The organism is Rathayibacter sp. CAU 1779, from assembly GCF_054551755.1.
In genome coordinates, this window is record NZ_JBTOLK010000002.1 from 567,335 (window position 1) to 590,152 (window position 22,818).

Genomic DNA, 22,818 nt, shown 5'->3' on the forward strand with positions numbered 1-22,818 from the left:
ATGCGCGCTGGAGCTTGGAGCGGAGGCCATTTCTGGCCTCCGCCGCGACGCAGCGCCGGACGCCGTCGCGGCATCCGGGGAGCGCTTCACTCGGTGGAGAACTGCCGCACCTCGACGAGCCCGGCGCGGGCCATCGGATGCCGCGCGGCGATCTCCAGGGCACGCTCGAGAGAGTCAGCCTCGATCAGGTCGAATCCCGCGATCTGCTCCTTCGACTCGGCGAACGGGCCATCCGTCACGTGCACTCTTTCGCCTCGGCGTCGGACCACCTTGGACGTCTCGACCGGTAGCCGTTCACCGACGATGCGTTCGCCCGATCCATCGGTCTCGGCGACCCACTCGTCGATCGTGAGGTCGCCGGGCACCTCGTCCTCACCCGTCGGATCGGTGCAGATCAGCAGCAGGTATCGCATGAGCGTTCCCTTCGTCGTCGGTCACTCACAGACACGTCGACCCATGTGCAGCGAATCCGACATGTGCCCGTGATCGCGTGGGTCGAGGCTGTTCCCCCAGGTCGAACCCGTTTCTCGCGGGTCGAATCGGGCTCTCCCCGGCACAATCGATCCTTGCGGATCGAGCCTGTCGAAACCCGCCCTCGCAGCACGATTCCGACAGGCTCGCCGACGGTGGCTACTGCGCCGCTCGCTCGAGCACGAGTTCTCGAACGCGCGCGGCGTCCGCCTGGCCCTTCATCGCCTTCATGACCGCGCCGATCACGGCACCGGCGGCCTGCACCTTGCCGTCACGGATCTTCGCCAGCACGTCCGGCTGCGCCGCCAGGGCGTCGTCGATCGCGGCGATCAGCGCGCCGTCGTCCGACACGACCTTGAGGCCACGGGTCTCGACGACCTCCGACGGGGAGCCCTCGCCGTCGATGACGCCCTCGAGCACCTGCCGGGCGAGCCGATCGGTGAGGTCGCCGCTCTCGACGAGGGCGACCAGCTCCGACACGTGCAGCGGGGACGCCAGGGTCGTCACCGCGACACCGCGCGCGTTGGCGACACGTGCGAGTTCGCCCGTCCACCACTTGCGTGCGGCGGCGGCCGATGCACCCTCCGCCACGGTCGCCTCGACGACGTCGAGCAGGTCGGCGTTGACGACGTCCTGCATCTCCAGAGCGGTGAAGCCCCATGCCTCGCGCAGTCGTGCCCGGCGAGCGGCAGGCGGCTCCGGAAGCGTCTCACGAAGCTCCTCGACCCATTCGCGGCTCGGCGCGACGGGCACGAGATCGGGCTCAGGGAAATAGCGGTAGTCGTCTGCATCGCTCTTCGGACGGCCTGCGGATGTCGTGCCGGTGTCCTCGTGCCAGTGACGGGTCTCCTGGGTGATCGTGCCACCGGCGTCCAGGATGGCCGCCTGCCGCTGGATCTCGTACCGCACAGCACGCTCCACCGAGCGCAGCGAGTTCACGTTCTTCGTCTCGGTGCGGGTGCCCAGCGTGGTCGAACCACGTCGGCGCAGCGACACATTGGCGTCGCATCGCACGTTTCCCTCTTCCATGCGTGCGTTCGAGACGCCGAGAGCCTTGACGAGCTCGCGGATGTGCGCAACGTATGCACGCCCGACCTCCGGCGCGTCGCCGTCAACGCCCTCGATGATCCGCGTGACGATCTCGACGAGCGGCACGCCGCCGCGGTTGTAGTCCACGAGCGAGTAGTCGGCGCCCTGGATACGGCCGGTGGCGCCGGCGTGCGTGAGCTTGCCGGCGTCCTCCTCCATGTGCGCGCGCTCGATCTGGATCGTGACCTGACGGCCGCTCTCCAGCTCGACGGTCACCTCGCCGTCGTGTGCGATCGGCTCGTCGTACTGCGACGTCTGGAAGTTCTTCGACGTGTCCGGATAGAAGTAGTTCTTGCGGGCGAACCGCGAACTCTCCGCGATCCCGCAGCCGAGAGCGAGACCCAGGCGGATGCTGGACTCGATGGCCTTGTGGTTCACCTGCGGCAGACCGCCGGGGAGCCCGAGGCACGTGGGGCACGTGTTGGTGTTCGCGCCGGAGCCGAACTCGTTCGCGCATCCGCAGAACATCTTGGTCTTCGTGTTCAGCTCGACGTGCACCTCGAAACCGAGCACCGGCTCGAAGAGTTCGAGGGCCCGTTCGTAATCCATCAGCTTGTCTTTCGCCATCAGACCGCTCCCTCCTCGCTCGCGAACATCTCGGTTTGGCTCAGCTGCGGTGCACGGCCGAGCAGCGGCCCACCCCATCCGGACTCGAGCAGCCGTTCGAGCGCCGCACCGACGGTGTAGAGGCGGGCGTCCTCGCGAGCGGGAGCCATGATCTGCAGGCCGACCGGAAGATCGTCCTCAGGGGCGAGCCCGATCGGCAGCGCCAGGCCCGGCACGCCGGCGAGGTTCGCCGGAATGGTCGTGACGTCGTTGAGGTACATGGCCAGCGGGTCGTCGATCTTCTCCCCGAGCTTGAACGCCGTGGTCGGCGCCGCGGGGCTGATCAGCACGTCGACCTGGTCGAACGCTGCCGCGAAGTCGCGCTGGATGAGCGTGCGCACCTTCTGCGCGCTGCCGTAGTAGGCGTCGTAGTAGCCGGCGCTGAGGGCGTACGTGCCGAGGATGATGCGACGCTTCACCTCGGGTCCGAATCCGGCGTCGCGCGTCGCGGACATCACACGCTCGCTCGTCACCTGACCGCTCTCCGGCGAGACGCGGAGGCCGAAGCGCACGGAGTCGAACCGTGCCAGGTTGCTGGACGCCTCTGCCGGGAGGATCAGGTAATACGCGGCCACCGCGTATTCGAAGCTCGGCGCGGACACCTCGACAACCTCGGCGCCTGCCGCCGTGAGCAGCTGCACCGTCTCGTCGAAGCGCTGCTTCACGCCGGGCTGGAACCCCTCTCCGCTTCCGGAGATCTCGCGCACGACGCCGACACGCACACCCTTGAGGGCGTCGTCGCGCTGTCCTGCGCGAGCCGCGTCGGCCATGGAGGGCCAGGCATCCGTCAGCGAAGTGGAGTCGAGCGGATCGTGTCCGGCGATCACATCGTGCAGGAGTGCGGCGTCGAGGACGCTGCGCGAGACGGGCCCCACCTGATCGAGCGAGCTGGCCAGGGCGATCGCGCCGTAACGGCTCACACCGCCGTACGTCGGCTTGACGCCCACGGATCCGGTCACCGCAGCGGGCTGGCGGATGGATCCCCCCGTGTCGCTGCCGAGGGCGAACGGTGCCTCGAACGCCGCGACGGCCGCGGCCGATCCGCCGCCGGATCCTCCCGGGATCCGCTCCAGGTCCCAGGGGTTGCGGGTCGGGCCGAACGCGGAGTGCTCGGTGGACGATCCCATGGCGAACTCGTCCATGTTGGTCTTGCCGAGCGGGATCAGGTCCGCTTCACGCAGACGACGAACGACCGTCGCGTCGTACGGCGGCACCCAGCCCTCGAGGATCTTCGACCCCGAGGTGGACGGCATGTCGTACGTGCACAGCACGTCCTTGACCGCCACCGGCACACCGGCCAGCTCGCCCAGCTTCTCGCCGGCTGCGCGACGTGCGTCGACGGCCTTCGCAGTCTCGATCGCCTTGGTGGATGCCACGTGCAGGAACGCGTGCACGTCCGGGTCCACAGCAGCGATGCGGTCGAGGTGAGCGCGGGTGACCTCCTCGCTGGAGACCTCGGATGCGGCGAGCCCCGCGGCCAGCTCGGCGGCGGACAGCCTGGTCAGGTCGCTCATCAGGCCTCCTCGCCCAGGATTGGCGCCACGCGGAAGAAGTCGCCCTCACGGTCGGGCGCGCCCGAGAGTGCCTGCTCCACGGTGAGGCCGGGCACCACGACGTCCTCGCGGAACACGTTGTCCATCGGGATCGGATGACTCGTGGCCGGCACATCGGGCGTCGCCACCTCGCTCACCTTCGCCACGGATTCCACGATCTGCGCGAGCTCGACCGTGAGGCTCTCGAGCTCGGCTTCGCTCAGATCGATGCGGGCCAAGTCGGCCAGATGCCGCACCTGGTCGGCGCTGATCTGTGTTGCACCTTGGTGGGCAGCACTGTTGTCGGGCATGCGTCTCCGTTGTTAGAACGTCGTACGGGATGCCGTCCAGTCTATTCGCGAGCGGCCACCGGTTTCGGGGCTGCCCGGCGCGTGCAGGGAGGGTACCGGATCCCTTGCCCGGTACCGCGTGCTCGGCAACGCCCTCGACGACAGCGACGCCCTCACGGACTGGATCGCCGCCACCGTCCAGCGGCTCGGCTACGCCTCGTCGGTCGCATCCTCGTCGATCGCATCCGCTGTCGCGGTGTCGAGTCCCAGTGCCGCGGGGCCTTCGGTGACCAACACGGCGAACTGCGCGGCATCCAGCACCGGGATCCCCAGTTCCTCCGCCTTGGCCAGCTTCGACCCGGCTCCAGGGCCTGCCGCCACGTAGTCCGTCTTCTTCGACACGCTCGAGGCAGCCTTGCCGCCGGCCGCGATGATCGCCTCTTGCGCGCCCTCCCTGGTGAAGCCGTCGAGGGATCCGGTGGCCACGACGGTCAGCCCGGCCAGCGGCCCCTCGGCCTCCCCCGCCTTGCCCGGCCCCGGATGCCCCGGCGTCGCGAACGGCACGCCGGCCGCGGTCCACCGTTCGACGATGTCCAGGTGCCAGTCGATCTCGAACCACGCCAGCACCGCGTCGGCGATGATGCCACCAACGCCGTCCACGGCTGCGAGCTCGTCTCTGGAGGCCGCGCGGATGGCATCCAGGGATCCGAACCAGCCGGCGAGCGCCCTCGCCGCCACGGGTCCGACGTGCCGGATGTTCAGGGCGACGAGGAATCGCCAGAACTCCTTCTGCTTCGATGCGTCGATATTGGCGAGCATGTCGTGCGCCGTCTTCGACGGGACGTGCGACGGAGTTCCTGCGAAAACCTCGGTGGTCGGGTCGAACGGGCCGTCGGCATCCTTGCCGGAGAGCTTGCGCTGCCTGCGGAACGGCGTGTCGGTGCGCACGCGGATGGTGACGCCGTCGTCGGTCGTGAGCTCGTGCCCCGGCTCTCCGGGTTCCGCCTCCTTCGGAAGTCCCGTCTCGTGGTCGCGCACGATCACCTCGATGTCGAAGATGCGCTCCAGTGTCAGGTCGAACAGGCCCGCCTCCGTGGCCAGCGGCGGGGTCGGAGGGTTGAGCGGCTGGGTGAGCGCCGCCGCAACCACTTCGCCGAGCGCCTCGATGTCGAGGGATCCGCGGCCGGCGATGTGCTCGACGCGTCCGCGCACCTGGGCGGGGCACGAGCGCGAGTTCGGGCAGCGCAGGTCGATGTCGCCCTCCTTCGCCGGCGCCAGCCTGGTGCCGCATTCGGGGCAGAACTCCGGCATCCGCCACTCGCGTTCCGTGCCGTCTCGGCGCTCCTCCACCGCACCGAGGATCTCCGGGATGACGTCGCCCGCCTTGCGCAGCACAACGGTGTCTCCGATGAGCACGCCCTTCGCCTTGACGACCTGCTGGTTGTGCAGGGTGGCCTGCCGCACCGTGCTACCCGCCACCTTCACCGGTTCCATCACGGCATACGGTGTCGCGCGGCCGGTGCGGCCGATGCCCACCAGGATGTCCAACAGTTTCGTGAAGACCTCCTCCGGCGGGTACTTGTACGCGATGGCCCAGCGAGGAGCACGGCTGGTGGCGCCGAGCTCGTCGTGCGTGGCCAGGTCGTCCACTTTGATGACGACGCCGTCGATCTCGTGCTCGAGCGAGTGCCGCTTCTCACCCATCTCGGCGATGTAGGCGGCCACCTCGTCGATGGAGCCGAGCACGCGGTTGTGCGGTGAGACGGGAAGGCCCCAGGACCGCAGCAAGTCGTATCCCTCCGACTGCGTCGTCATCGGCGGGTTCGCCCACGCGCCCAAAGTGTGGAGGTAGAGCGACAGCCTCCCCTGCCTCTCGCGCATCAGTTCGAGCTCCTGTGGCGACTTGTTCTCCCGCCGCTGGCGCAGGCTGCCCGCCGCGGTGTTGCGCGCGTTCGCGAATTCGGGGAAGCGGGTCTTGATCTCGTCTTCCGGCTTGCCCTTCGCCAGCTGCTCGGCGACGTAGCGGTCCTGGAGCTGGTGCTGCCGCTCGTTCAGGAACTCGAAGTCGGCGGTCTTCAGGAACACCTCGCCGCGCACCTCGAAGAACTCCGGCCATCCGGTGCCGGTGAGGCGTCGCGGGATGCACGGGATCCAGTCCACGTTCTCGGTGATGTTCTCCCCCACGGTGCCGTCGCCGCGGGTGGTGGCGGTCTCCAGCACGCCGTCGCGGTACGCCAGGCTGATGGCCAGGCCGTCGATCTTGACCTCCGTGAGCCAGCGGACAGGGTGACCGGCGGCATCCGCCGTCTTCGCTGCCCAGTCGCGCAGCTCGTCGACGCTGAACACGTTGTCGAGGCTGAGCATGCGCTCCGCGTGCTGATGCGGCGGGAACCCCGCCGACGCGATCTCCGCGCCGACCGTCTGCGTCGGGCTGTCCTGTCCTGCCAGCTCGGGGAACTCCCGCTCGATCGCCTCCAGGCGATGGATGTCGGTGTCGTACTCGGCGTCGCTGATCAGGCTTCCGCCCTCGTAGTACGCGACGCGATTGCGCTCGATGCGATCGCGGAGCGCCTCCGACTCGGCGCGGGCGGAATCGAAGTCTGCGGGGATGTCCGTCACGTCGTCGAGTTTAGAAGGGACCACCGACGCGTCGGAGAGCCCTGAGGCTCCGGTTGATGGGTGGTCCTTCGAGGCGGGACGCGGCGCCGACGGCATCCGTCAGACTGTGTGCGACGCACCCGCACCCCAAGGAGATCCATGAGCATCGTCATCGTGCCCGGCATCGACGACTCGCCGCACGACCACTGGCAGTCGATCTGGCAGGAATCGCTTGGGCCGTCCGCGGTGCGGATCGCGCCGGCATCCTTCACCGAACCCGATGAAGAGGACTGGATCGCAGCCATCGACCGGGTCGCGGGCGCCGACGACCTCCTGGTCGCGCACAGTCTCGGATGCCTCGCCACGGCATCCTGGATCGCTCGCGGCGGCCGCGCGGCCGGTGCCTTCCTCGTTGCGCCGCCGGACGAGAACGGACCCGCGTTCCCCGCGGCCGCGACCGGTTTCAGCGCGCCGCACGAACCGATCGCGATCCCGTCCGTCATCGTCGCCTCCGAAGACGACCCGTACTCCTCCCTCGAGCATCTCGCCGTGCTGAGTGAGTGGTGGTCGGCACCCCTGATCACCGTCGGACCTCACGGACATCTCAATCGGGCGAGCCGCCTGGGCGAATGGGACGAGGGACGCCGTCTGCTGACGGCGTTCGCCGCCGGTCTCGGTCGTCGGATCCCGACGCGCTGACCGCGTCCGCGTGTCTTCCGGCGGCACACAGCGGCGACACGCCGCCGCCGAGCCTGTGCTGGCCGGCGTGTCGCGCCGGTCCGCAGCAGGAACGCACGTCGAACACCGACAACCCGACGCGTGGAGGTCGAGCGGACGCTCCGGGCTACGCGCCGACGGGGACCGCGCTGACGGTCCGGTCGATGGTGCACTGTCCGAGCACGCGGGTGCCGACGTACACGACCGCGCTCTGACCGGTGGCGACACCGTTGATCGGCGTCTCGGGACGGATGACGAGCTCGCCGTCACGCAGGAACGCCGTCGCCGGCACCGGGTCGGCGTGCGCGCGGATCTGCACCTCGCACGCGAACGGGGTCGCGGCATCCTTCGGTGGCAGCCCGGCCCAGGTGAGGCGGGATCCGGCCAGCTCCGCGATGTCGAGCGCTTCCTTCGGACCGACCACGACCGTGTTCTCCTTGGGACGCACCTCGAGCACGAAGCGGGGACGTCCGTCAGGAGCCGGCACCGTGATGCCGAGGCCCCGACGTTGTCCGACCGTGTACGCCGTCGCACCCTCGTGGCTGCCGACGACGGCACCGGAACGGTCCACGATCTCGCCGGGAGCCGTACCGACGTGCTCGGCCAGCCATCCGCGCGTGTCTCCGTCGGGGATGAAGCAGATGTCGTGCGAGTCGGGCTTCTGCGCGACGGTGAAGCCTCGCTCGGCCGCCTCGGCCCTGACCTCCGCCTTGGACGGCGTCGCACCGAGCGGGAACATCGCATGTGCCAGCTGGTCGGAGGTGAGCACACCCAGCACGTACGACTGGTCCTTCGCCCATGCCGCGGCGCGGTGCAGCTCACGGTTGCCGTTGGCATCCGTCAGGATGCTCGCGTAGTGCCCCGTGCAGACGGCGTCGAAGCCCAGCGCAAGCGCCTTCTCGAGCAGCGCGGCGAACTTGATCTTCTCGTTGCAGCGCAGGCACGGATTCGGCGTGCGACCCGCCGAGTACTCGGCGATGAAGTCGTCGACAACGTCGAGCTTGAAGCGCTCGGAGAAGTCCCACACGTAGTAGGGAATGCCGATCATGTTGGCCACGCGCTGCGCGTCCATCGAGTCCTCGATGGTGCAGCATCCGCGGCTGCCCGTTCGCAGTGTTCCGGGCATGCGACTTAGCGCGAGATGCACGCCGACGACGTCGTGTCCGGCGTCCACCGCGCGCGCCGCCGCCACCGCGGAATCGACCCCACCGCTCATCGCTGCCAGAACACGCATGGTTTCCAGTGTACGAAACGGTCCCTGGACGTCTGTCCGCCATCCCGCCTCGCCGTCTCCCGGAGTTCCTGGCCCTTGCGGTCGCTTCGTCCGGCGGAAGCGACCGTAGGCGCCAGGAACTCCGGGTATGCGGACGGCGTCGGCGGGAGGCGGACGGCGTCGGGGCGAGCGGGAGTCGGCGCCGCGTCAGCGGGCGCCGAGCGCGGACTCGCGGGTGGCGAGGCCGGCACGGGATGCCTGGGCGTACGCGTCCGGAAGCGCGGCGAGGAACGCGTCGACGTCGGCATCCGTGGAGGTGCGTCCGAGCGTGATGCGAAGGGCGCTGCGCGCGTCGTCCTCGCTGCGCCCCATGGCCCGCAGCACATGCGACGGCTCAGGGATGCCGGCCTGGCACGCCGACCCGGTGGACACCTCGACGCCCGCGGCGTCGAGCAGGAACAACAGGGAGTCGCCCTCGCAGCCAGGGAAGGTGAAGTGTGCGTTGGACGCGAGGCGAGCATCCGCTCCGGCTGTCCCGCCTTCCGCGGACACCGTTCCCACTGTCCCGCCTTCTACGGACTCCGCTTCGACCTCTTCGGCTTCGCGGGACTCGGCTCCGGCACGTCCGGCTCCGGCCGTTGCCGCCTTGTCCGCGCCGACGGAGGGGCGGGAAGCGACCGGCTCAGGACCGCTCAGCACGGCGCCCGGCACCGCATCGCGCACACCCGCGATGAGCCGATCGCGGAGTGCGGTGAGGCGCTCCGCTTCGCTCTCGCGTGCGGCCTCTGCAGCCGCAGCCGCGGTCGCGAAGGCCGCAGCAGCCGCGACGTCCTGCGTGCCGCTGCGCACCTGACGCTGCTGCCCGCCGCCGTGGATGAGCGGCACGACCGTCGCATCCCGTGAGAGCACGAGACCGCCGGCGCCGATCGGGCCGCCGATCTTGTGCGCGGACACACTCAATGCGACGAGTCCCGACAACCCTTTGGATCCGGTACGGGCACGCATGCCCGCGAAGTCGATCGGCAGATGGCCGTAGGCGGAGACGGCGTCGATGTGCACGGGAACGCCGACGGATGCGGCGAGCCCGATGATCCGCTCGGCCGGCTGGATGGTGCCCACCTCGTTGTTCGCCCACAGGAAGGTCAGGAGTGCGATGGATCCCGGATCCCGCCGCAGCGCGGTCTCGAGCGCATCCGTCCTGACGAACCCCTGGGAATCGAGCGGGATCCACTCCACGTCGGCGCCCTCGTACGACTCCAGCCACTCCACGGTGTCCAGCGTGGCGTGGTGTTCCCCCTCAGGCACCAGGATGCGCGTGGCTCCCGATTGCCTGCGCGCCCAGAAGAGCCCCTTCACCGCCAGGTTGATCGCCTCCGTGCCGCCGGAGGTGAGGACGAGCTCGATGCCCTGGCAGCCGAGGGTGTCTGCGATGCGCTCGCGGGCATCCTCCAGCAGACGCTTCGCGTTCTGGCCGGCGGAATGGATGCTCGACGGGTTGCCGACCTGCGTCAGCGCGCGCGTGTACGCCTCGATCGCCTCGGGCAGAACGGGGGTGGTGGCGGCGTGGTCAAGATAGACCGGCATACGAATTACTGTAGGACGCATGCCCAGCGAGGATCCCCTCTCCCGACTCGGCGTCCACGCCGGACCGGACGGCGCGACCATCGGGGTCTACTCGAAGAACGCGACGGCGATCGAGCTGCTGCTCTTCGACGACGCCGACCAGCACTGGCTCACCGAGCGCGTTCCGCTGACACGTGGCGACGGCGACGTCTGGACCGCACAATCACCGCACCTGAGACCTGGCACGCGGTACAACGTGCAGTGCTCGGGCCCCCGTGGACCCGAGCACCATTTCAATGAGCGCAAGCTGCTCATCGAGCCGTACTCGCGCGGACTCGTCCGCTCGGGCACGAAGGAATGGCGGTCCGTCGTCATCGATGGAACCTTCGACTGGGCCGGCGCCTCCAAGCCGCGTGTGCCGAGGGATCACACCGTCATCTACGAGGCGCACGTCAAGGGCCTCACCACACTCAACACAGACCTCCCCGCCGAGCTGCGCGGCACGTACGCGGGCATGGCGCATCCGGCCACCATCGAGCACTTCCACAGGCTCGGCGTCACCAGCATCGAACTGCTGCCGGTGCACGCGTTCGTCAGCGAGGACCGGTTGACCCGGCTGGGGCTCTCGAACTACTGGGGCTACAACACCCTGAACTTCTTCACGCCGCACGCTCCGTATGCGACGAAGCAGGCGCAGGCGTCCGGAGCCGAGGCCGTGCTCCGCGAGTTCAAGGGCATGGTGCGGCTGCTGCACGAGGCGGGCCTCGAGGTGATCCTCGACGTCGTCTACAACCACACGGCCGAGGGCGGTCTCGGCGGTCCGACCACGAGCCTGCGCGGCATCGACAACGCCACGTACTACCGCCAGAACCCCGACGGCTCATACATCGACACCACGGGTGTCGGCAACACACTCGATTTCGGCAACCACATCGCGGAACGACTGGTGCTCGACTCGCTGCGCTACTGGGCGGACGACGTGCAGATCGACGGCTTCCGGTTCGACCTGGCCGCCACGCTCGGCCGTGACGAGACCGGCGCGTTCGACAACGACCACTCGCTGCTGGTGGCCATCACCGACGACCCGTACCTGGAGGGCGTCAAGCTCATCGCGGAACCGTGGGATGTCGGCCACGACGGCTGGCAGACCGGTGGTTTTCCCGATGGCTGGTCGGAGTGGAACGACCGTTACCGGAACCGCGTGCGCTCGTTCTGGCTCCGCGACGTTGCGGATGCCCGCACCTCCGGTGCCGCTCCTACCGGTATCGGCTCGTTCGCGACACGTCTCGCGGGGTCGTCCAACCTGTTCAGCCCCCAGCGCGGCCCGCTGGCATCCGTCAACTTCGTCACGGCCCACGACGGATTCACGCTGCACGACCTGGTCAGCTACGACCAGAAGCACAATCTCGGCAACGGCGAGGACAACCGCGACGGCACGGATGACAACCGCTCCTTCAACCACGGCGTGGAGGGCAACACCGACGACCAGGCCATCCGGGCGATCCGTCGCAAGGCGGCCCGCAACCTGATGGGGACCCTGCTGCTGTCAGCGGGGATCCCGATGATCACGGCGGGAGACGAGTACGGGCGCACGCAGTCCGGCAACAACAACGCGTACTGCCATGACGACGAGCTCACGTGGTATCGCTGGGACTGGGACGAGCGGCAGCGCGACTTCGCCGCCGTGACGGCGGAGCTGATCCGGTTGCGTCGTGAGAATCCGGCGCTGCGCCCCGTGCGTTTCGGCAAGTTCGGCGAGACGGTCCCGAGCGCGAGCCAGCTGGACTGGTACGACGCGGGCGGTCAGACCATGGAGGCCGACGACTGGGATTCCCCGCAGAACCGCACGCTGCAGTACCTCGCGGCGTCGACTCCGGAGTTCGAGGAGTTCAACCGCATCCTGCTCGTCGTGCACGGTCTGGAGACCGAGACCGTCGTCTCGCTGCCGGCCCACGAGGGCGTCCTGGGCTACACGCTGCTCTGGGACAGTGCGGACGAGAACGTCGCCGAGGGCACGGCGGAGTTCGGCCCCGGCAACGCGGTTCCGATGAGCCCCACGTCGATGAAGCTGTTCCGGGCGCACGACTGATGGCCAGGCCGTCCGCGGGCACGCCGGCGACCGTCGCGCTCACGCGTGCCGGCATCCCCTTCGTTCCGCATGCCTACGAGCACGATCCGGGCGTCACCTCCTTCGGGCTGGAGGCGGCACACGAGCTCGGAGTGGATCCGGCGCGCGTCTTCAAGACGCTGCTGGCAGATGCCGACCACAGACTCGTGGTCGGCATCGTTCCGGTCGCCGGGCAGCTCGACCTGAAGGCCCTGGCCGCAGCCGTCGGCGCCAAGCGGGCTGCGCTTGCGGATCCCGCGGTGGCCCAGCGCAAGACCGGCTACGTGATCGGCGGCATCTCGCCGATCGGCCAGAAGACCCGCCTGACGACGGTGCTGGATGCCGCGGCGAGCGACTTCGAGACCGTCTTCGTCTCCGGAGGGCGCCGCGGCTTCGACATCGAGCTCGCTCCGGACGACCTGCTCCGCGCCACAGACGGAACGCTCGCCTCGATCGGACGCTGACGCTCCTCAGTGCGCCGACGCGACGAGCCCCAGCTCGGCCGGACTCGCCATCGCAGGGTTGCTCGGCACGACGCGCACCGTGTAACCGAACGCGCCGGACCGGTCGAGCGGCACGATCCCCTCGAACGCCGCTGTGCCTCCGGATCCGCCATCCCGCGGCTCCAGCCGCGCGCGCTGTGGCGTCACGAGCTCGTCGTCCGCTCCCGTGTGCCCGTAGACCACCTCGACGGTGACGTCGGATGCCGCCAGTCCGCCGAGTGCCACGTGGGCGCGCAACCGCAGCTGGTCGCCCACCTGGGGAACGGCATCCATGCCGCCGGATTCCACGTGCACGACCGCGACATCCGCCCAGGCCGCCTTCACTCGCGCCTTCCACGCCGCGAACTCCTTCGCACCGGAGAAGCGGTTCGCGGTGAGTGCTGCGGATTCGCGGCAGGCTGGAACGTAGAGATCCTCGACGTACTGACGCACCATCCGGTCGGCGCTCAGCTCTGGCGACAGTGTCTTCAGGCTGTGCCGCACCTGCTCGAGCCACCGTCCGGGAACGCCGTTTTCGTCGCGGTCGTAGAACCGAGGTGCGACCTGGTGCTCGATGAGGTCGTAGAGCGCGTTCGCTTCCAGCGCGTCGCGCTCTCCCGCGTCGCCGGCGGCGTTCGCTGACGGGATCGCCCAGCCGTTCTCGCCGTCGAAGTACTCGGCCCACCAGCCGTCGAGGATCGAGAGGTTGAGCGATCCGTTCAGCGCGGCCTTCATCCCGCTGGTGCCGCAGGCCTCCAGCGGGCGCAACGGGTTGTTCAGCCAGATGTCGCATCCGGGATACAACGTCTGCGCCATCGTGATGTCGTAGTCGGGCAGGAACACCAGCCGGGCGCGCACGTCGGGCTGCGCCGCGAACTCCACGAGCTCCTGGATGAGCCGTTTGCCTCCGTCGTCTGCCGGATGCGCCTTGCCGGCGATGACCAGCTGCACCGGCCGATCCGGATCGTTCAGGATCCGCTTCAGTCGTTCCTTGTCGTGCAGCATGAGCGTGAGCCGCTTGTACGTCGCCACGCGTCGCGCGAATCCGATGGTCAGCGCATCGGGATCGAGCACGGATGACAGCCACTGCGGCGTGATCGCGGTCGGGCTGCGGCGGTGCCAGGCCGCGGCTACGCGAGCACGGGCATCCTCGACCAGGTTCTCCCTCATGCGGTGGCGTACCTGCCAGAGCTCGGCGTCGGACAGCGACAGCGACAGCCAGTCGGCATGGGTCGTGTCCGAGGTGCCGAGCGTGTTCCGCGCGAGTTCGAGCAGGAGCGGATCCGTCCACGTCGGTGCGTGCACGCCGTTGGTCACCGAACCGATCGGCACATCGTCGAAATCGAAGCCCGGCCACAGGCCGGCGAAGATGTGTCTTGACACGTTTCCGTGCAGCTTCGAGACGCCGTTCGCCCTCTGCGCGAGGCGAAGCCCCATCACCGCCATGTTGAACACACCCGGCGTGCCGCCCTCGTAGTCCTCGGCACCGAGCTGCATGACGTCTTCGATGCCGACGCCCGGCACGAGCTCGCGCTGCTCGAAATAGCGCTCGACGAGGGATGCCTCGAACCGGTCGATCCCGGCAGCCACCGGCGTGTGCGTGGTGAACACCGTTCCGGCGCGCACCGCCTCCAGTGCCTGCTGGTACGTCAATCCATCGCTGATCAGCTCCGCGATGCGCTCGAGTCCCTGGAATCCGGCATGCCCCTCGTTCGTGTGGAACACGGTCGGCGCCGGTCCGCCGAGGAGCGATCCGGTGAGCCGAAGCGCTCGAACGCCGCCGATGCCGAGCAACAGCTCCTGCAACAGGCGATGCTCTCCCCCGCCGCCGTAGAGGCGATCGGTGACGCCGCGCAGATCCTCGTCGTTGTCCGGGATGTTCGTGTCCAGCAGGAGCAGTCGCACGCGGCCGACCATGGTGGTCCAGACGCGAGCACTCAGCGTGCGTCCGTCCGGCATCGCGAGCGCGACCAGTGCGGCGGTCCCATCAGGGTGTCTCAGGACGGACAGCGGCATCCCGTCCGGATCGAAGACGGGATAGCTCTCCTGCTGCCAGCCGTCGGACGTGAGCGACTGGGCGAAGTATCCCGAGCGGTAGAACAGCCCGACGCCGGTCAGCGGCAGACCCAGATCCGATGCGCTCTTGAGGTGGTCGCCGGCGAGGATCCCCAGGCCACCCGAGTACTGCGGAAGCGCGGCGGCGATCCCGAACTCGGGCGAGAAATACGCGATCGCCTGCGGTGCCTCTTCGAGCGTCTGATACCAGCGCGGCTCCTCGACGTAGCGGCGCAGGTCGTCGCGCAGGCCGTTCGCCCAGCCGACGAAACCCTCGTCATCCGCGAGCTCGGCGAGCCGCTCGGGGCTGACGGCGCCCAGCAGGGCGATCGGATCCTGGTTCGTGCTGCGCCACAGACTCTCGGAGATGTGCCGGAACAGATCCCTTGTCGGTTCGTGCCACGACCAGCGCAGGTTCGAGGAGAGCTCGTCGAGCGCCTGCAGGGACTCCGGGATGACCGCACGGACGGTGAATCGACGGATGGCCTTCACCTGCGCCACACTACCTGCGCGAGGTTTCGAGCACATGAATGGCCGGACACACCCCGTTCGCGTCGCGTTCGCCATCGGATGCGTCCGTCGCTGTGCGGGATGGGCGGCGCGCGCTACGGTCGGAGGGTGCCGACCTCGACGTCTCCATCACCACGCCGCCGCGGCAACCACGCCGCCGCACCGGCCGACTCCGGGCACCGCACCGAGTCGTATCGGACGGTGCTCGGCCGCATCCCCATCCTCGACGTGACACCCGTGGTCGAGAGCGGTGCGTGGCCGGCGAAGGCGTTCGACGGGGAGGTCGTTCCGTTCTCCGCGGTGGCGTTCCGGGAGGGCCACGGCCTCATCGGTGTGGATCTGGAACTCCAGGCGCCGTCGGGCGCGACGGTCGTTCGTCGAATGAGGCCCGGCACGCCGGGCCTCGATCGCTGGCACGCACTCGCACGACTCGACGGGCCGGGCATGTGGACGTTCCGGATCGCCGCCTGGGCCGACGACTGGGCCACCTGGCTGCATGCCGCCGAGGTCAAGGTGCCCATCGGACAGGACGTCGAGCTCGTCTTCGCCGAAGGCGCCGAGCTGCTGGAGCGTGCGCAGCGATCCCGCCGTCCCCCGTCCGACCGGCAGGTGCTGCGCGACCTGCTGAAGACCATCACGGAGACGGATGCCGACCCCGCAGCCCGGCTCGCCGCCGCGACCGCCGAACGCGTGACGGGCATCCTCGCCGCGCGTCCCATCGCCTCGCTCGTCACCCGCAGCGCCGACCACCTGCTGGAGGTTGAGCGGACGCGCGCCGGCGTCGCCTCGTGGTACGAATTCTTCCCACGCTCGGAGGGCGCCAGGCGACTCGCAGACGGCACGTGGAAGTCCGGCACGTTCCGGTCGGCCGCGAAGCGTCTGCCCCCCGTCGCGCAGATGGGGTTCGACGTCGTGTACCTTCCGCCGGTGCATCCGATCGGCGAGGCGTACCGCAAGGGGCGCAACAACACCCTCACGCCCGAGCCGGGCGATCCGGGATCCCCGTGGGCGATCGGCGGCGCGGCGGGCGGACACGACGCCCTGCATCCGGAACTCGGCGATCGCGGGGAGTTCACGCGCTTCGTCCGCACGGCGAATCAGCTGGGTCTCGAAGTCGCGATGGACTTCGCGCTGCAGGCCTCCCCTGACCATCCCTGGGTGAAGGAGCATCCGGAGTGGTTCACGACGCTGCCCGACGGCTCGATCGCCTACGCCGAGAACCCGCCCAAGAAGTACCAGGACATCTACCCGGTCAACTTCGACAACGATCCGGAGGGCATCCACGCCGAAGCGCTGCGCCTCATCGAGTTGTGGATCGCCGCAGGCATCACCACGTTCCGGGTCGACAACCCGCACACGAAGCCGCTCGATTTCTGGGAGTGGCTCATCCACACGGTTCGGCAGCGGCATCCGGAGGTCGTGTTCCTCGCCGAGGCGTTCACCAGGCCGGCCGTGATGCAGACGCTCGCCAAGGCCGGATTCCAGCAGTCGTACTCCTACTTCACGTGGCGCAACACGAAGGAGGAGCTCGAGGAGTTCCTCGATTCGGTCGCGCACGAGACCGACGCGTTCCTGCGGCCCAACCTGTTCGTCAACACTCCGGACATCCTCACCGAGTACCTGCAGTTCGGCGGGCATCCGGCGTTCAAGATCCGAGCCGCGATCGCGGCCACGGGCGCTCCGCTCTGGGGCGTGTATTCCGGATTCGAGCTGTTCGAGTCCGTCGCCAGGAGCGGTGCCGAGGAGTACCTCGACAATGAGAAGTACGAGTACCGGCCCCGCGACTACGCGGGCGCCGAGACGCGCGGCGAATCGCTGGCTCCCTACCTCACGATGCTGAACAGGGTGAGGCGTGAGCATCCGGCGTTGCGCCAGTTGCGCAACCTGCACGTGCACTCCAGCGAAGACGACTCCGTCCTCGTGTTCTCCAAGCATCTCGCCGCCGAGTTCACCGGCACCCGTCGTGCCGACACTGTCATCGTGGTGGCGAACGTCGACCCGCACTCGGTGCGCGAGACGCTCGTGCACCTCGACCTCGCGGCCATCGGCATCCCCCCCGGCGCCACGTTCACGGTGTCGGATGCCGTCACGGGCGAGACGTGGACGTGGGGCGCCGTGAACTACGTGCGGCTGGATGCCTTCCACGAGCCGGTCCACATCCTCAGCGTGAAGGCGGTCTGATGTCCCAGAACACCGATGTCCCTCGTTCTCCCGTCCGCGACCGGGCGCTTTCCGATCGGACCGAGTCGCCTCAGACGGGCGCGGCCCACCCCGACGGCACGGCCGCGATCGGATCGATCGAGCTCGACGGATCCGTCCTCACCGCCGTCGCGGAGGGTCGCCACCACGACCCGCACTCCGTGCTCGGCCAGCACCTCGTCGCCGCACCAGGCGTCGCGGACCGGGTCACGGTCATCCGAGCACTGCGTCCGCTCGCGAGCGCCGTCACCGCCGTGCTGTCCACCGGAGCGCGCGTCGCCCTCGGCCACATCGCCGACGGCGTCTGGCAGGGCATCAGCGTGCTGGGGCCCGGCCAGTATCTGCTCGAGGCCCGCTACGACGACGGATCCGTCTGGACCGCCGACGACCCCTACCGCTTCACGCCGACGATCGGCGAGCTCGACCTCCACCTCATCCGCGAGGGCCGGCACGAACGGCTCTGGGACGCCCTCGGGGCACACCACCGTGAGCACGACGGTGTCGTGGGCACGGCGTTCGCCGTCTGGGCGCCGAACGCGACGGCGGTGCGGGTGGTGGGCGAGTTCAACGACTGGAACGGCGTCGGCGCCGCCATGCGCTCGATGGGTGCGAGCGGCGTGTGGGAGCTGTTCCTGCCCGAGGTCGCACTCGGAGCCGTCTACAAGTTCGAGCTGCGCGGCAAGGACGGCGCATGGCGCATGAAGGCGGATCCGATGGCACGCTTCACCGAGGTGCCTCCGGCCACCGGGTCCGTTGTCGGCACGTCCTCCCACGAGTGGGGCGACGACGGATGGATGCGCACCCGCGCATCCTCGGACCCGCACACCGGCCCGATGAGCGTGTACGAGCTGCACCTCGGATCGTGGCGGCCAGGACTCGGATATCGCGAGGCGGCGGACGCCCTCATCGAGTACCTGCTCCCGCTCGGATACACCCACGTGGAGTTCCTGCCGCTGGCGGAGCATCCGTTCGGCGGATCGTGGGGCTACCAGGTCACCGGCTACTACGCCGCGACGAGCCGGTTCGGCCACCCTGACGACCTGCGGTACCTCATCGACCGCCTGCACCAGGTCGGCATCGGGGTGCTGATGGACTGGGTGCCCGGCCACTTCCCGAAGGACGACTGGGCGCTCGCCCGGTTCGACGGCGAGGCGCTGTACGAGCATCCGGATCCCCGCCGCGGCGAGCAGAAGGACTGGGGCACGTACGTCTTCGACTTCGGTCGCTCCGAGGTGCGCAACTTCCTGGTCGCCAACGCGCTGTACTGGCTCGAGGAGTTCCACGTCGACGGCCTGCGCGTGGACGCCGTCGCCTCCATGCTGTATCTCGACTACTCGCGCAACGAGGGCGAGTGGGTGCCGAACATCCACGGCGGACGGGAGAACCTCGAGGCGATCGACTTTCTGCAGGAAGCAACGGCCACCGCCTACAAGCGCAACCCGGGCGTCGTGATGATCGCCGAAGAGTCGACGGCATACCCAGGGGTCACGGCACCGACCAGCGCGGGCGGCCTCGGCTTCGGCCTGAAATGGAACATGGGCTGGATGCACGACTCGCTGCAGTACATGCACGAGGATCCGATGTACCGCTCGTACCACCACGGCGAGATCACCTTCTCGTTCGTCTACGCGTTCAGCGAGCACTTCCTTCTGCCGATCAGCCACGACGAGGTCGTGCACGGCAAGGGCTCCCTGCTGACGAAGATGCCAGGTGACCACTGGCAACAGCTGGCGAACGTGCGCGCCTATCTCGCGTTCATGTGGGCACATCCCGGCAAGCAGCTGCTCTTCATGGGCCAGGAGTTCGGGCAGCCGTCCGAGTGGAGCGAAGAGCGCGGCCTGGACTGGTGGATCCTCGACCAGCCGGCGCACCGCGGTCTCTGGGATCTCGTCGCCCGCCTGAACGCGGTGTACCGCGAGGAGCCCGCCCTGTGGCGCTACGACAACGACCCGCGCGGATTCCAGTGGCTCGAGGGCGGAGACGCTCACGCGAACGTCGTCGCGTTCGCCCGGGTCGGCGGCGGAGACCCGCTGGTGTGCGTGACGAACTTCGCCGGCATCCCGCACGACGGATACCCCCTGCCGATGCCGTTCGCGGGCGAGTGGGAGGAACTCCTCAACACGGACGCAGCCGACTACGGCGGCTCAGGCGTCGGAAACCTCGGCACCGTGACCGCCACGGATGCCCCGTTGGGCGGTCTCCCCGCCTCGGCCGTCCTCACGCTCCCGCCGCTCGGCACGCTCTGGCTGCGCCCCAAGCGCTGACCGTGCCGCCTGTCGAAACCAGCACCCCCACCGCTGGTAGAGCCCGTCGAAACCAGCCCTCACCTGGAGCTGGTTTCGCTCCCCCAGCGCGCACGGCCGTCACGTCGCTGCGCGACGCGCCGGAACCGGCGGCCGGGGGCCCAAGCTCAACCAGCGGTATCGAGCAGGGTGGTGGCCCGAAGGCTCAGTACAGCAGCGACGCCAGGCGACCGCGCGCCTTGATGACTCGCGGATCCGTCACGCCGACGATCTCGAAGTAGTCGATCAAGCGGGTGCGGATCGCGTCGCGGCCCTCGGCGTCGGCGGATGCGAAGGCGTCGAGCAGCCGGCCGAACGCGTCGTCGACGTGTCCGCCGGAGAGGTCGAGGTCCGCGACGTCGAGCGCAGCGTTCACATCGGACGGCGCGGATGCCGCCGCCTCGCGAGCCTGCGCCGCATCCGCGTTCGACAGCCGCTGCAGCAGACCCACCTGGGCGAGTCCGGCGACGGCGAGGTCGTCGTTCGGATTCTGCGCGATCGCGAGACGATATTCGGCGATCGCCGTGTCGTAGTCCCCCTGCTCGATGGCGTCGTACGCCTCCTGATGGTGCGGCGGGAGCGGTTCGGGCTCCGGTTCGGCCTCAGGCGTCTCCTCGTCGGCGCCCGCCGACGGATCCACCGCGACGCTGCCGGTCACACCGTTCTGCTCGGCGATCTGCAGCACCTGCTCGAACACCTCGCGCACCTGCTGCTCGGGGATCGCCCCCACGAAGAGCGGAGCCGGGCGTCCGCCGATGAGGGCGACGACCGTGGGGATGGACTGCGCCTGGAACGCCTGGCTGAGCTGCGGATTGGCGTCCACATCGACTTTGACGAGCACGAACCTGCCGGCGTAGTCGGTGACGACGCGCTCCAGTGCAGGCGAGAGCTGCTTGCAGGGACCGCACCACTCGGCCCAGAGGTCCACGATCACGGGGACCGTGTTCGACAGCTCGATGAACTGGTTGAAGTTCTCGTCCGTGCCGTCGTAGATCAGGCCGGGCAGCGCCTGTGTCCCTGCGGCGGCGTCTCCGGCCGGCTGCTGTGCCGCCTGGCGGTTCGCCAGAGCTGAGAGGTCGACGGCGCCGCGAAGCGACGCGGCATCAGGAGTGTTGGTCATCCGAGTTCCTTCGCACCGAGCAGTGCCTGCGTGAAGCCGAGCATCACGATCTTGTCCTTCGAGCCGGCCGGCGGCACATAAAACAGTAGCTGGTAGCCGTACGTGGTCTGAATGCCTTTTGTACTGTCGGTCACCCCAGTGAGTGCCTGCGCATTGGGATTGCCCGTCGAGACGGTCGCGCCCGCCTCGACCGGTTTCACAGTTGAGACCTCGTTGAGGCTGGTTGCGACGATGGCACCCGAGCTGTTGGTGGCCATCGCCACGGGGTCGTCGCCCGACTGATGGTCGAAGGTGAGTGACCCCGTCTTGGGCAGAGCTGCAATCCGCTCCGCCTTGTAAGCGGCGCCCACCTGCGGAGCGAGCTTGTCCGACTTCGTATCAAACTGGGCGTAGTACTTGCTCTTCTCGCCGCTCTGGAGCACGTCGCCGTACTCGTCAGCGAGCTTGCTCGGCGAAACGAGGAGGAGCTTCGAGTCCGGCGGCACGATGGACGTTCCGATGTTCGCCGGAGGCAGGTCGGGCACCTTGGCGTCGGCTTCCAGAGCGATCGAGTACTCGACGGTGTAGTTGTCGCGCGGCGACTTCTGCACGAGCACCAGATCCAGCGGCGCGGCCTTCGAGTTCTTCGGATCGTGCACCACAGCGCTCACGACGCGCGGCCAGGTGTCCGTCGCCTGCGGCAGGGCGAGCGAGACCGAGTCGCTCGGGATCGCCTGCTGGGCGGGGGCATCCGATTTCTTGGCGCGCAGGGCGTAGTCGCCCGTGCGTGCGTCAAGGGCTGGGCCGCTGAAGCGCGTAGCGGCGAGCGTCGCATCCAGCGACCCGTCCGCCTTGTTCGCGGTCTTCGCGATCGCGTTCACGATGTTGTCGAGCTGCGGAGCCGTGACCGCCGGTGGCGGAGTGTCCTTGCCTTGGCCAGGCAGATCCGTGGCGATGGGAGTCGACGTCGGGGTGGCCGTCGTGTCGCCACCGAACTGTGGCCAGTAGTCGGAGGAGCAACCGGCGAGCACGAGCGTGCCGACCAGCACGACGGGCACCGCGACGGATGCTCGCCCGATCGAACGCCTGCCGCGCACGGGCGTCTCCACTTCCTGGGTCGGCTTGTAGTTGCCGGGTTTCGGCGGCTTGGAGCCCCGCGGCAGCTTCGGCGGCTTGCCACCGCCTCGACGCGGTCCGCGGGATCGGCGCAGGTGCCGGATCGCCAGGATGTACATCAGGATGCCGAACGCGGCCAGCACGAGCCCGCCGACGATGAGCGGACCCGCCCACGGCGTGCGGCTGTCGAGCGGCCAGTTCAGGCTGATGCGGTCGGGCGCGGCCTTGGTGCCGTCGCTGGCGATGATCACGCTCACGGTGCTCGGCACGTTCATCTTCGTGATCGCTGCGGAGTCCCCGGAGAACTCTTCGAGCCACAGGTCGGATCCGGCAGGATTCGGACCCTTCTGCGTCGAGTCGGAGGTTCCTGAGCCGGTCGAGCTGCCGTCGGTGGCACCGCTGTCGGTCGGAGTCGGAGTTGGGGTGGCGGTGGCGGTCGACGACGATCCGTCGTTCGAGTCCTTGTCTGCCTTGGGCGTGACGACCTTGGACGACAACTGGTTGGTCGAGGCGTTGTACGAGACCTTGGCGTACTTCTCGTCTCCGATCCAGGCGAGCACGTCGGCCGTGCGTCCGTACGCGACGAACGGCTTCGCACTTCCGGAGACGGTCAGCGTCTGCTGGCCGCTCCTGGCGCGCAGCACGGATCCGTCGATCACGGTGAACGGCGCACCGCCCTTGACGACGGTGGCGGTCACGATGTTCGCCGGGGGGATCCAGACGGTCCGCTGGGCGATGCCCAGGCCGATGGCCACGGCCGCGGCGATGAACGCCAGGATGGCGATCAGAAATCGCACGAACTCTCCTTCGCTGTCACGTCGCACAGGTCTCGTGCGGTCGTGCACGACGTGACGGGCGTCTTCGCGCCCGAGAAATCAGGTGATCGGGT

15 protein-coding genes are annotated in these 22,818 nt (G+C 68.8%); 5 read left to right on the forward strand and 10 right to left on the reverse strand.

The window, feature by feature from the left end; translation table 11 throughout:
- Window positions 1-86 precede the first annotated feature (86 nt).
- The 5 genes from ACX9R5_RS13620 to ligA form a co-directional block, all read right to left on the reverse strand.
- Window positions 87-413 carry a YciI family protein gene (locus tag ACX9R5_RS13620; protein WP_459409564.1) on the reverse strand — a complete coding sequence of 109 codons (327 nt, stop codon included), beginning with the start codon at window positions 411-413 and terminating at the stop codon, window positions 87-89.
- 217 nt (window positions 414-630) lie between these two features.
- Complete coding sequence (gene gatB, locus ACX9R5_RS13625; protein ID WP_459409565.1) at window positions 631-2,127, reverse strand: Asp-tRNA(Asn)/Glu-tRNA(Gln) amidotransferase subunit GatB; 1,497 nt, start codon at window positions 2,125-2,127, stop codon at window positions 631-633.
- Window positions 2,127-3,680 carry an Asp-tRNA(Asn)/Glu-tRNA(Gln) amidotransferase subunit GatA gene (gatA, locus tag ACX9R5_RS13630; protein ID WP_459409566.1) on the reverse strand — a complete coding sequence of 518 codons (1,554 nt, stop codon included), beginning with the start codon at window positions 3,678-3,680 and terminating at the stop codon, window positions 2,127-2,129. The genes gatB and gatA overlap by 1 nt, the downstream gene beginning before the upstream one ends.
- Window positions 3,680-4,009 carry an Asp-tRNA(Asn)/Glu-tRNA(Gln) amidotransferase subunit GatC gene (gene gatC, locus ACX9R5_RS13635; protein WP_459409567.1) on the reverse strand — a complete coding sequence of 110 codons (330 nt, stop codon included), beginning with the start codon at window positions 4,007-4,009 and terminating at the stop codon, window positions 3,680-3,682. Before gatC ends, gatA begins: the two co-directional genes overlap by 1 nt.
- Window positions 4,010-4,198: 189 nt before the next feature.
- Window positions 4,199-6,607 (reverse strand): NAD-dependent DNA ligase LigA, encoded by a 2,409-nt coding sequence (gene ligA, locus ACX9R5_RS13640; RefSeq protein WP_459409568.1) that lies wholly within the window; start codon window positions 6,605-6,607, stop codon window positions 4,199-4,201.
- 138 nt (window positions 6,608-6,745) lie between these two features.
- Between ligA and ACX9R5_RS13645 the strand changes: the two genes are divergently transcribed.
- Window positions 6,746-7,285 carry an RBBP9/YdeN family alpha/beta hydrolase gene (locus ACX9R5_RS13645; RefSeq protein WP_459409569.1) on the forward strand — a complete coding sequence of 180 codons (540 nt, stop codon included), beginning with the start codon at window positions 6,746-6,748 and terminating at the stop codon, window positions 7,283-7,285.
- A gap of 145 nt (window positions 7,286-7,430) precedes the next feature.
- On the opposite strand, the gene mnmA is transcribed toward ACX9R5_RS13645, so the two are convergent.
- Window positions 7,431-8,537 (reverse strand): tRNA 2-thiouridine(34) synthase MnmA, encoded by a 1,107-nt coding sequence (gene mnmA, locus ACX9R5_RS13650; RefSeq protein ID WP_459409570.1) that lies wholly within the window; start codon window positions 8,535-8,537, stop codon window positions 7,431-7,433.
- Between the two features lie 186 nt (window positions 8,538-8,723).
- Window positions 8,724-10,100, reverse strand: a complete 1,377-nt coding sequence (locus ACX9R5_RS13655) for a cysteine desulfurase family protein (RefSeq protein ID WP_459409571.1) — start codon at window positions 10,098-10,100, stop codon at window positions 8,724-8,726.
- A gap of 19 nt (window positions 10,101-10,119) precedes the next feature.
- On the opposite strand from ACX9R5_RS13655, the gene glgX reads away from it, so the two are divergent.
- Together glgX and ybaK are read left to right on the forward strand one after the other, a co-directional pair.
- A complete protein-coding gene (gene glgX / locus ACX9R5_RS13660) occupies window positions 10,120-12,168 on the forward strand; it encodes a glycogen debranching protein GlgX (protein WP_459409572.1) in 2,049 nt (682 codons plus the stop codon).
- The gene (gene ybaK / locus ACX9R5_RS13665; protein WP_459409573.1) at window positions 12,168-12,650 is read left to right on the forward strand and encodes a Cys-tRNA(Pro) deacylase; all 483 of its coding nucleotides are present in this window, start codon (window positions 12,168-12,170) and stop codon (window positions 12,648-12,650) included. The genes glgX and ybaK overlap by 1 nt, the downstream gene beginning before the upstream one ends.
- A 6-nt stretch (window positions 12,651-12,656) precedes the next feature.
- Here the strand turns inward: ybaK and glgP are convergent, their stop codons facing one another.
- A complete protein-coding gene (glgP, locus tag ACX9R5_RS13670) occupies window positions 12,657-15,215 on the reverse strand; it encodes an alpha-glucan family phosphorylase (protein ID WP_459409574.1) in 2,559 nt (852 codons plus the stop codon).
- 99 nt (window positions 15,216-15,314) lie between these two features.
- On the opposite strand from glgP, the gene ACX9R5_RS13675 reads away from it, so the two are divergent.
- Together ACX9R5_RS13675 and glgB are read left to right on the forward strand one after the other, a co-directional pair.
- Window positions 15,315-17,414, forward strand: coding sequence for an alpha-1,4-glucan--maltose-1-phosphate maltosyltransferase (locus ACX9R5_RS13675; protein WP_459409689.1), 2,100 nt, complete (start codon window positions 15,315-15,317; stop codon window positions 17,412-17,414).
- On the forward strand, window positions 17,414-19,696 hold the full coding sequence (gene glgB, locus ACX9R5_RS13680) for a 1,4-alpha-glucan branching protein GlgB (protein WP_459409575.1): 2,283 nt from the start codon (window positions 17,414-17,416) through the stop codon (window positions 19,694-19,696). Before ACX9R5_RS13675 ends, glgB begins: the two co-directional genes overlap by 1 nt.
- Before the next feature lie 184 nt (window positions 19,697-19,880).
- On the opposite strand, the gene ACX9R5_RS13685 is transcribed toward glgB, so the two are convergent.
- A complete protein-coding gene (locus ACX9R5_RS13685; RefSeq protein WP_459409576.1) occupies window positions 19,881-20,834 on the reverse strand; it encodes a tetratricopeptide repeat protein in 954 nt (317 codons plus the stop codon).
- Window positions 20,831-22,726 (reverse strand): hypothetical protein, encoded by a 1,896-nt coding sequence (locus ACX9R5_RS13690; protein WP_459409577.1) that lies wholly within the window; start codon window positions 22,724-22,726, stop codon window positions 20,831-20,833. The genes ACX9R5_RS13685 and ACX9R5_RS13690 overlap by 4 nt, the downstream gene beginning before the upstream one ends.
- Window positions 22,727-22,818: the final 92 nt, after the last annotated feature.

Excerpts from the sequence above, each read along its gene's own strand:
- ACX9R5_RS13620 (WP_459409564.1), bottom strand. The coding sequence starts at position 413 with ATGCGATACCTGCTGCTGATCTGCACCGATCCGACGGGTGAGGACGAG.
- ACX9R5_RS13655 (WP_459409571.1), bottom strand. The coding sequence starts at position 10,100 with ATGCCGGTCTATCTTGACCACGCCGCCACCACCCCCGTTCTGCCCGAG.
- gatA (WP_459409566.1), bottom strand. The coding sequence starts at position 3,680 with ATGAGCGACCTGACCAGGCTGTCCGCCGCCGAGCTGGCCGCGGGGCTC.
- ACX9R5_RS13685 (WP_459409576.1), bottom strand. The coding sequence starts at position 20,834 with ATGACCAACACTCCTGATGCCGCGTCGCTTCGCGGCGCCGTCGACCTC.
- gatC (WP_459409567.1), bottom strand. The coding sequence starts at position 4,009 with ATGCCCGACAACAGTGCTGCCCACCAAGGTGCAACACAGATCAGCGCC.
- glgB (WP_459409575.1), top strand. The coding sequence starts at position 17,414 with ATGTCCCAGAACACCGATGTCCCTCGTTCTCCCGTCCGCGACCGGGCG.
- ybaK (WP_459409573.1), top strand. The coding sequence starts at position 12,168 with ATGGCCAGGCCGTCCGCGGGCACGCCGGCGACCGTCGCGCTCACGCGT.
- mnmA (WP_459409570.1), bottom strand. The coding sequence starts at position 8,537 with ATGCGTGTTCTGGCAGCGATGAGCGGTGGGGTCGATTCCGCGGTGGCG.
- glgX (WP_459409572.1), top strand. The coding sequence starts at position 10,120 with ATGCCCAGCGAGGATCCCCTCTCCCGACTCGGCGTCCACGCCGGACCG.
- ACX9R5_RS13645 (WP_459409569.1), top strand. The coding sequence starts at position 6,746 with ATGAGCATCGTCATCGTGCCCGGCATCGACGACTCGCCGCACGACCAC.
- ACX9R5_RS13675 (WP_459409689.1), top strand. The coding sequence starts at position 15,315 with ATGGGCGGCGCGCGCTACGGTCGGAGGGTGCCGACCTCGACGTCTCCA.
- gatB (WP_459409565.1), bottom strand. The coding sequence starts at position 2,127 with ATGGCGAAAGACAAGCTGATGGATTACGAACGGGCCCTCGAACTCTTC.